6 protein-coding genes are annotated in these 10026 nt (G+C 52.3%); 5 read left to right on the top strand and 1 reads right to left on the bottom strand.

Annotation, left to right across the window (positions count from 1 at the left end; genetic code table 11):
* The first annotated feature begins 312 nt into the window (after positions 1-312).
* Entirely contained in the window at positions 313-1206 is an 894-nt protein-coding gene (locus BUA28_RS09905; RefSeq protein WP_072767946.1) for a bacteriophage abortive infection AbiH family protein, read from the top strand.
* A 93-nt stretch (positions 1207-1299) separates the two neighbouring features.
* On the opposite strand, the gene BUA28_RS15560 is transcribed toward BUA28_RS09905, so the two are convergent.
* Positions 1300-1569 carry a hypothetical protein gene (locus BUA28_RS15560; protein ID WP_143148493.1) on the bottom strand — a complete coding sequence of 90 codons (270 nt, stop codon included), beginning with the start codon at positions 1567-1569 and terminating at the stop codon, positions 1300-1302.
* Positions 1570-1691: 122 nt separating this feature from the next.
* Here BUA28_RS15560 and BUA28_RS09895 point away from each other — a divergent pair, with 122 nt between their 5' ends.
* Genes BUA28_RS09895 through BUA28_RS09880 form a run of 4 tightly spaced genes read left to right on the top strand, consistent with a single transcriptional unit; the run spans position 1692 to position 10010 of the window.
* Complete coding sequence (locus BUA28_RS09895; protein WP_083569956.1) at positions 1692-4763, top strand: SNF2-related protein; 3072 nt, start codon at positions 1692-1694, stop codon at positions 4761-4763.
* Complete coding sequence (locus BUA28_RS09890) at positions 4760-5602, top strand: abortive infection family protein (RefSeq protein ID WP_072767945.1); 843 nt, start codon at positions 4760-4762, stop codon at positions 5600-5602. Before BUA28_RS09895 ends, BUA28_RS09890 begins: the two co-directional genes overlap by 4 nt.
* A complete protein-coding gene (locus tag BUA28_RS09885) occupies positions 5599-7293 on the top strand; it encodes a site-specific DNA-methyltransferase (RefSeq protein WP_072767944.1) in 1695 nt (564 codons plus the stop codon). Before BUA28_RS09890 ends, BUA28_RS09885 begins: the two co-directional genes overlap by 4 nt.
* The gene (locus BUA28_RS09880; protein ID WP_072767943.1) at positions 7290-10010 is read left to right on the top strand and encodes a DEAD/DEAH box helicase; all 2721 of its coding nucleotides are present in this window, start codon (positions 7290-7292) and stop codon (positions 10008-10010) included. Before BUA28_RS09885 ends, BUA28_RS09880 begins: the two co-directional genes overlap by 4 nt.
* Positions 10011-10026 lie beyond the last annotated feature (16 nt).

Genomic DNA, 10026 nt, shown 5'->3' with positions numbered 1-10026 from the left:
TTTGCTTCTCTTCACGTCATGCTCCTTTCCATTTAAGGTCAAAATCATGCCAGAAATTCTACTTTTAAATGGTACGGTTTTGTGGGGTAGGGTCAGCGTTTCTCCACGCACCATCTATCGCGCACTGTCCCAACTTGCCAACCTCTAAGAAGGGATGGCGATTTTATCAGGTTCCGCAAAATACCTACCTGATCGATAATACTGGCCTAGGTAAATGTGGAACTGGGCTGCGATCCTGATCAAAAAATTTCTATATTAATAAATAGCTCGACTTGAGTAGCCCCATAACAGGTTGTTATTTGAAATCTCGACATGAAAATTTTGTACATCATTGGAAATGGATTTGATTTATGGCATGGACTGCCGACCAAGTACGCTGATTTCTATGTATTTGCAGCAAGTTATCTTGATGAGCTGGAGGAGTATTTTCTCGATCCGCGCTCAGAAACCTCATGGAATAACTTTGAAGAGAATCTTGGCAGATTCGATTGGCGCGAATTTTATGACAGCAACAATTTCCCTGACATCTCAGATGAATCGTTCAAGCCAAGTATGGTATTCGGCCTAGAAGATGATCTTACAGAGCAAGCTAGCGGTATAGTCGATAGCATGAAGTCTCACTTTCAGGAGTGGATTGAATCTCTCCCCATAGATGATGCTGAAGCAAAGTTTGACTTTACCTTGAGGGGTCGATTTATCTCATTCAATTACACGCCTCTTCTTCAAACGGTGTATGAAATACCTGACAATCTCGTTTTTCATATCCATGGTAGCGTAAGCAAATATGAGGATCTAATTCTTGGTCATGGTGAATCAAGGGAAGAAGAACCTGAACTAGATGAAAATGGAGATAGCAATCGGCATTTATTCACCGACGCCGAAAGTGCAGCTAAATACCCGTTCTACGCCTTTCAGAAACCCGTTGATGACATCCTAAACCGCTATTCTAGTTACTTCGAAAGTCTTAATACCGTCGAAGTTGTTGTGATCATAGGGCATTCATTAAATGCAATTGATCTTCCATATATCAGAAAAATATCTGGCGTGGCTCCGGGGAGCAAATGGGTTGTTAGTCAACGCTCAGAGGGTGAAGGAAAGCATCATATAACCCAGTTGGAAAAGTGTGGTGTAACCTCAGACAAAATCACATTGTGTTCTATTGAAGATATATCCACGATGCTTGAGACTATGAATTGTGCAGATTGACAATTTCCCGACCACCGATGCATCCCGTTTCTCTGTATGACATACCGCTTCTGTTCTACACCGCTTCACGCTACGCGCAAGATGTGTGTTGTACTACAACACCATCTCGCCAAAGGTTGCGTGCCGCCCCTGTTGGATACCCCTGCCGCTGGCGCAAGCTCGGCATCGAGCCTCGTGCGCCAGTGCAACGTTGTGGCCGTTGCATCGCCAGTCAGGGCTTTCATGCCCCGACACCCTGACCAACCCTTCGCGGATTGGATGTGCGCCAACCTCGTCGCGGCTGAATTGCGACCAAGGAGACTTCGGCTCTCCCCAGACCCCCATCGAGCAACCCCGCGGGTGTTGGCTACGGAGCCAATTCATCGACTTAGGCTGAGACCGCCTTCCGCCCGGTCGCTATGGTCAAAAAACTTGCGATTCTTGATTTTCTCCAATTTTCTCCAATTTTCTCTTGACATATTCTGCGGCTCAGCTATAGTCACCCCATGGAAGAAAATATTCTTACGATTCGGGAGGTCGCTGACCTCCTAAAAATCAACGAAAAGACGGTCTATAAGCTTGCAGCCGCCGAGAAGATTCCCGGTTTCAAGGTCGGAGGGTCATGGCGATTCGACCACGAAACGATCTCCGCCTGGATCAAAAGCAAGAAGGTCGCGGAGATCGCCGTAGCGAATGACCCATTGGCCAGCACCTCCACGACAACCCGTCCAAGCGTGGCGTCTGCGAACTACACTTCACAGCAAGGGGCTTTTTTTGCCCATCGCATTACGCTGGAGGGTACTGGTGAGGATGCCTTGGCGCAGTCGCTTTCGACGGCGCGAGTGGATATGAATCCACATCAGGTGGACGCGGCTCTGTTCGCACTGGCTTCGCCTCTTACTAAAGGAGTTTTGCTGGCTGATGAAGTCGGCCTCGGCAAGACCATCGAATCCAGCCTCGTGATTGCGCAGCGCTGGGCTGAGCGTCGGCGCCGTATCCTGCTCATCGTCCCCGCATCTCTGCGCAAGCAGTGGAGCCAAGAGCTTTACGACAAGTTTTCCCTGCCATCCGTGATCGTCGAACGGAAGAGCTACAACGACGCACGCAAGGCGGGGGTCACGCGGCCCTTCGACCGCAACGACCACATTGTCATTACCTCCTACGAATTTGCGGCTTTCAAGGCCGACGAGATACGGGCAATCCAATGGGATTTGGTTGTTTTCGATGAGGCACACAGGCTTCGCAACGTCTATCGGAAGGACGGTTCAGTCCGAGCTAAGCGATTGCGCGAGGCGACGCGTGATCGCTTCAAAGTGCTTCTGACCGCCACACCGTTGCAGAACTCGTTGATGGAGCTATACGGGCTGGTTTCGATGCTGGACGAGCATCACTTCGGCGATGAAGATTCCTTTCGCAGCCAGTATTTGACGGGTGCCAACGCGCGAACAGGACTTCTTATGCTGCGTAAGCGGCTGGAGCCGATTTGCAAGCGGACGCTTCGCCGTCAAGTTCAGCAAGCAGGACTTATCCGATACACGGAGCGCTGTCCGCTCACGCTGCAATTCGAACCGTCATCGGCGGAGATAGATCTCTACAACGCTGTTTCCGCTTACTTGCAACGCACAGACACGATTGCGTTCGGCAGCAAGCCAAACCAACTCGTCACGATGGTCATGCGTAAGATTCTCGGATCATCGTCTTTCGCCATTTGCGACACGCTCACGAAGATCATCGACCGTCTCAAGCTGTTGCAACCCCCCGGCATCGAGGCTCTCAGTGATTACGATGTAGTCGATGAGGAAGCCGAGGAATTGGACGATAGCGAGGATTCCGACGACCAAGACCCGCCCATCGACTCCGTAAAGCTAAAGGCCGAAATTGCCGAGCTTGAAGAGTATCGTCAGCTAGCTTCCGGGATCGGCGAAAACGCCAAGGGAACGACGCTCGTCAATTCTCTTTCCGGGGCGCTCGATCAGATCGTCGCCAAGGGGGGGCAGCGTAAGGCCGTTATCTTCACTGAATCTGTACGCACCCAGCGTTATCTCGCCGAGCTTCTTGCCGCAAATGGCCACAAGGGCGATATCGTTCTCCTGAACGGGCAGAATAACGATCCCGACAGCAAGGAAATTTATAAGGCATGGATCGCCCGTCATAAGGGAACGGACACCATATCCGGCTCCAAAACGGCCGACATGAAAGCTGCGGTCGTTGAGGCATTCCGTGACAGCAAGGCCATTCTGATTTCTACTGAATCAGGCGCGGAAGGCATCAACCTCCAATTCTGTTCGATGCTTATTAACTTCGACTTGCCATGGAATCCGCAGCGCGTTGAGCAGCGTATCGGGCGCTGCCACCGCTATGGCCAGCAAATCGACGTAACAGTCGTGAACTTCCTCAATCTTAAAAACCACGCCGAGCAGCGCGTTCACCAGTTGCTCGATCAGAAGTTCAACCTCTTCAAAGGCGTCTTCGGTGCGAGCGACGAGGTGTTGGGCGTTATCGAACGCGGTGTGGATATCGAGCGTAGCATCTTCAAGATTGTGCAGAGCGCCCGGAACCAGACCGATATTGATATTGCGTTCGACAAACTTCAGGAAGACCTTCAGGCGCAGATCAGCGACCAAATTCTCGATGCGCGGAAACGTCTGCTGGAGAACGTTGATGAAAAAGTCATTGACCGCTTGAAATCCAGAGGAAAGGAAATCGAACAGCGCCTTTCTGATTTCGAAAGACAGCTTCTCTTTGTGGCGCGTGCCGAACTTCCTGAGGCACGGTTTCATACCGACAGCGAACGCCGCTTTGAATATCGCGGCGAAATCTATACGACGGAATGGCCACTTGCTGACGAGCAGGGCTGGAAGTTCTTCCGTCTTCTTGAAGGCACTCTCGCCACGCAGGTTGTGAATAAGGCGAAGGAGCGTCAGTTCGATGCGCCGTCATGCCTACGCTTCGACATGAATGCGTATCCCGGCGGCAAGATGGCCGACGTGGAACTCTTGCGCGGCAAATCAGGCTGGGCACGGATCGCCAAGCTCAAACTGAAAACTCCGGCGATCACCCGTGAGCATTTGGTTATTTCTGCCGTGATGGACGACGGCACGACGGTACACTCGGAAACCTTGGAAAGACTGTTTCGGGTTCCCGCGCAGAACGAGCCGCTCTCCGGATCGCTGCCGGAGGTGGAGTTAAATAGGCGCGAGACCGACCGGCGGAAAGCATTGCTGGAAGAGGCGGAAAAGCAGAACGTCGAATGGCTCGATGTGGAAAGCGAGAACCTCGACAACTTCGCCGAAGACCTAGAGCGTGCATTCGAAACTGAGATCAAAGGCGTCGAAATGGAGATCAAGGAAGCCAAGAAAGCGATGCGCGGATCGACTCAGACAATGGCCGAGAAGGTCGCCGAAAAACGGCGCATTAGCCAACTCGAAACAAGGCGCGACAAACTGAAATCGGAGTTCTTCGACCGTAGAGCCAAAATCCGGGAAGACGTTGAAGTCATGCTCGACAAGATTCAGGAAAGCTTGAAACTCGAACCAACGCTCGCGCCTCTCTTCTCGATTCGCTGGGAGGTCGTATGACGCGCGACCTTATCAGCAAGGCAACGAGAAACGATTTCCGGGAGCTTCTTGTTGGCTACACGCTGCGAGAAATAGAAATGACTTTCGATGTGGGCGGACTCACACCGCGTGCCGATTATCAACCGACCGTCGGTGGCCAGCGGCGCGGCTCGGTCGAAGCCTACTACGCCAACATCGACTTCTCCGCTATAGCCGACGTCAAGAAGCTCCTTGCTGTATACGAGGAGATTGTTGAAAACCTTAGGGTGGCCGCCGAGCGTTCCCCGAGTGATAACCACACGATAACAATCAACGCTCTCTTGCGTCGCATGGAGCGAGACGGTTTCCATTATGAGAACGGGCGATTTGTAACCACCGTGCTGAGTGCGACTGGCGTCGTTCATGCCCCATCGCTGGTGCAGCTCACGGAAGAGTCGATTCAAGAGCATATCGAGAAAGCACGCCAGAAGATCGCAAGCCAAGATTCGGCAGGCGCAATCGCGAATGCCTACACGCTGGTCGAAGAGTTTCTGAAACAGGTTCTTCGTAGGACGGGCACGCCGTTCAATGAAAACGAGGGAGATATACGCGCTCTCTACAAGCTTGTCGCGGGGCCGCTAAATCTTGCGCCGAAGGGCGAATCGCTTGAGAGTTATCTAAAGACCATTCTTGAAGGGCTTCAGCGGCAGATTGGCGGCTTATTCGAGGTTGCGAACAAGGCTAGCGACCGTCATGCGCGTCGCTACAATCCAGCACCGCACCATGCGAGACTCGCAGTAAATGTAGCATTCACGCTTTGCGAGTTCCTGCTGGAGTCATACGAGTACCAACAAAAACGAGAAGAAAGGCGAGCATCATGAGCGCACGCAAGCAACGTTTGGAGTTGACATGGATCGGCAAGGAGGAGCGCCCTCGCCTGGAGCCGCGCATATTGCTTGAGGATGCAGACCAGTCATACCTCGCCAAGGTGCGTGTCACCGACAACGATATCTTTGACAACACTCTTATTCATGGCGACAACCTTCTTGCACTAAAGGCATTAGAGCAGGACTACGCAGGTAAGGTTAAGTGCGTTTTCATAGACCCTCCATACAACACGGGCAGCGCTTTCGAGCACTATGACGATGGAGTGGAGCACTCTCTTTGGCTCTCATTGATGCGAGATCGATTGGAAATTATTAAGCGGCTGCTTTCAAGTAACGGATCTCTGTGGATCACGATTGACGATAACGAGGCGCATTATTTGAAGGTTCTATGCGACGAGGTTTTCGGGCGACAAAACTTCATAGCTACAGTCATTTGGCGAAAGAACTACTCACCGAAATCAAGCGCACAGCACTTCTCAGTCGATCAGGATTACATTTTGATTTATGGGCGCGACGCGAACTCTTGGGTTCCCAATCCGATGCCGCGATCTGAGAAGCAGGACGCAGCGTACAAAAACCCTGATAAAGATCTGCGTGGTATCTGGAAGACAAGCGACTTGTCTGCGCGGAATCCATACAGCCTCGGAAGGTATTCCATTACGACACCATCCGGTCGCGTGATCGACGGTCCGCCGAATGGTCGATACTGGTCCATTTCAAGGGAAAAACTCCTTGAGCTTGATCGTGACAAACGCATCTGGTGGGGTGCGAAGGGCGACGCAATTCCACAGGTGAAGCGATTTCTCACAGAGGTTAAGCAAGGAATAGTTCCGCAAACCTATTGGCCGTACGAGGAAGTTGGGCATACGCAGGATGCGAAGAAGGAGAGTATTGCCCTATTCGGTCCGACGGACGTGTTTTCGACACCGAAGCCGGAGAGATTGCTCTCTCGCATCATTCAGATAGCTACGAACCCCGGAGACGTAATTCTTGATTCTTTCGCTGGGTCCGGGACTACTGGTGCGGTCGCTCAAAAGATGGGTCGAAAATGGATCATGGTGGAACTCGGTGAGCATTGCGAAACTCACATTATCCCACGTCTTGTAAAGGTTATAGACGGAACCGATAAAGGTGGCGTTACGGACACTTTCGACTGGCAGGGTGGCGGTGGTTTTCGTTACTACCGCCTCGCACCTTCTCTTCTCGAAAAGGACGCGTGGGGAAATTGGGTTATTGCGAAATCATACGATGCAGCAAAACTATCCCAAGCGGTCTGCAAGCTGATGGGCTTTATTTATCAACCGGACGAAAAGCATTACTGGGTGCAGGGACGCTCATCGGAAACCGACTTCATCTATGTCACGACGCAAAACCTGACGCATCAACAGCTTGCGGCGATTTCGGAAGAAGTAGGCGAGACGCGTACATTGCTCGTCTGTTGCAAGGCATTCCGCGCGGATGCCGATGACTTTCCAAACCTGACAATCAGGAAAATTCCGCAGGCGGTGCTGCGTAAATGTGAATGGGGTAAGGATGACTACAGCCTGAATGTCGCGAGCCTTCCTGAAGCTCCGCCTGGGCCGGATGACTCCAATACGAAGCAAGCGGCAGCGCCTTCCAAAGCTCAGAAGAAAAGCATCTGCGTCGGACAGGACGATCTCTTTAGTAAGGGGAGTGGGAAGTGACAGACCGCACCGTTCGAACACTTTGTCAGCGTTTGTCGCTTCGCGTGCCACAGGTGGATTCTCTTGAGATTCTCGCCGATGTTGTGAGCCACATTGAATTGGCCAAAGACGCCGATCCCACTGCTGCGATTGCGGCAATCCGAGACCTATATCCCACTGTTCAGGATTTTGAGCGTGGATTTCCTTCCCTTTGCTTTGCGTTGGCGACGGGTGTCGGCAAGACGAGATTGATGGGTGCGTTCATCGCGTATCTTTATCTCACCAATAAAAGTCGCCATTTCTTTGTGCTGGCTCCGAATAGGACCATCTACGAAAAGCTGATTGCGGACTTCTCGCCAGAAAGTCCGAAGTACGTTTTTAAAGGTATCGCAGAGTTCGCGACGAACCCGCCGCTGATTATTACGGGCGACAACTACGAGAGTGGTGTTGGCGTTCGCTACGAGACAGGTAAATCGACGGATATTTTTGGCTCAGACGTTCATATCAACATTTTTAACGTCGATAAGATTAACAAGGAAGAAAGTCCGCGCGGCAAGCCGCGCATGAAACGCCTTCAGGAAACCATCGGCGAGAGCTACTACGAATACTTGTCCAAGCTCGACGATCTTGTGCTTCTGATGGACGAGGCGCACCGCTACCGTGCTAGCGCTGGCGCGAATGCCATCGACGGATTGAAACCGATTCTCGGACTTGAGCTGACGGCCACGCCGAAAACTGTCGGTGCGCGTCCGGTGCCGTTTCAGAATGTCATTTACAGCTATACGCTCGGACAGGCTATGGCCGATGGCTTGGTCAAAGAACCTGCCGTCGCCACGCGCAAGGATTTCGATCCGAAGTCAGTGCTGGAGAAGGACTTAGAGCGGATCAAGCTCGAAGACGCCGTTCACCATCACGATCATGTGGCAGTCGAATTGGACCGCTATCACCGTGCGACAGGCGCGGCCAAGGTCACGCCGTTCATTCTCGTCGTTGCTGCGGATACCACGGAAGCGAAACGGATACGAGAGTTCATCGAGTCCGAAGAATTTTTCAAGAGCCGATTTAAAGGCAAGGTAGCGGAGGTGCATTCATCTCTGCGCGGCGATGAAACCGAAGAAGCGATGGAGCGCCTCGTCGCTCTCGAAAAGGACGGGCGCACGGAAATCGTAATTCACGTGAACAAGCTCAAAGAAGGTTGGGACGTGACCAACCTTTATACAATCGTGCCTCTGCGTGCGTCCGCATCGGAAATTTTGACCGAGCAAACGCTGGGGCGTGGCTTGCGCCTGCCATTCGGCAAACGCGTGTCCAAAGGTGGCGATGATGAGTTCGCCGCCGTGGACCGTCTGACTGTTATCGCACATGAGCGCTTTGACGACATTCTTGTCAAGGCAAGGGAACCGGGCTCAATCGTCATGAAGACGGTTGAGATCGGTGAAGGTGGAGATATTTCTCCTACGGGCACGGTACTGGTAATAGCCCCGTCAATCGTCGAAATGCTTGTGACCGGCGCAAAGCCGGATATTCCGGGTTTCGTTCCGGAAAACCGGTCGGAGTTTGTTTTTTCTTCACCGGGCGAAGGCAAGGCCGCTGAGGTAACGCTTGAGGTCATCAGGCGCTTTGAGCGGAAGCTTGGAAGCGCCGAAGCATTGCGTGACGACACTGTTCAAAAGCAGATTGCCGACGAAGTGAAGGAGCTTGTTCGACCTATTCAGGGAACACTGGAGGGTATGGCAACGGAACCTCGTATCGACGAGATCGTCAAGTCCGTCGCCGAGACTGTCGCCGCCCGTACGATTTCAATTCCGCAGATCGTTGTGCTTCCCAAGAAGCTAGTGACTTTCACGTTTGAAGATTTCGATCTCGCCAATCTGATGACGATCAACACCCGTCCAATCGAGGACGGCATCATCATCGAGGACTTACGCACTCAGGCGCGAGTGTATCTTGCACGCAATCTCGATGATCCGCGCGAAGCGCGGTTCGAAGATTATCTCGTCCGGTATCTGATCGAACGCAACGAGGTTGATTACGACGCTCATGCAGGATTGCTCTACAAACTTGCGGGACAAGTTGTGAAGCGCATCAAATCCTATCTCACGACCGGCGCAGAAATAGAAAACGTTTTACTGGGGAATGGTCGTCATCTTGCCGATTTCATATTCGCGCAGATGATGACGCACTATCGGGAGACGCCGCTTGGAGAGGATGACTATCAGGTCACTGTGACTCGAGGATTTACGCTACTGGAAGCGCAGCCGATGAACGTCGCCAGTGGGCAGCGGGTGCGAGATTTCAGGCAAGCGATTGCGCCGTTATCCGATACTCGCAAGCACGTATTCGCAGGCTTCAAAAAGTGCTGCTATCCGTTGCAAAAATTCGACACCGATCCCGAGCGGAAGCTTGCCGCCATCATTGAAAGCGATGCGACCACGGAGAAATGGATCAAGCCCGGCCGCAATCAGTTCCGCATCGACTATCGCTCGGGCGATGCGTATGAGCCAGATTTCGTTATTGAGACCAAGAGCAGAATGTTCATTGCGGAAGTGAAAGCCGCGAATGAATTAGATAATCCCGTTGTCGTCGCGAAGGCAGCGGCAGCGACTAAGTGGTGTAAAACCGCTACTCAGCATGTTACAGGGAATAGCAAGCCATGGACTTATCTGCTCATCCCAGACGACAAGATAATCGGCAGCGCCACGCTCGACGGGCTGGCAGCCAAATTCGCAACATCGTAGTGCTAGGAACCTCCGC

The sequence above is a fragment of the Nitrosospira sp. Nsp11 genome (assembly GCF_900142705.1).
In the GTDB taxonomy this organism is placed as follows: domain Bacteria; phylum Pseudomonadota; class Gammaproteobacteria; order Burkholderiales; family Nitrosomonadaceae; genus Nitrosospira.
The sequence above is the reverse complement of the archived record's forward strand: the minus strand, read 5'-3'. Positions and strand labels throughout refer to the sequence as shown.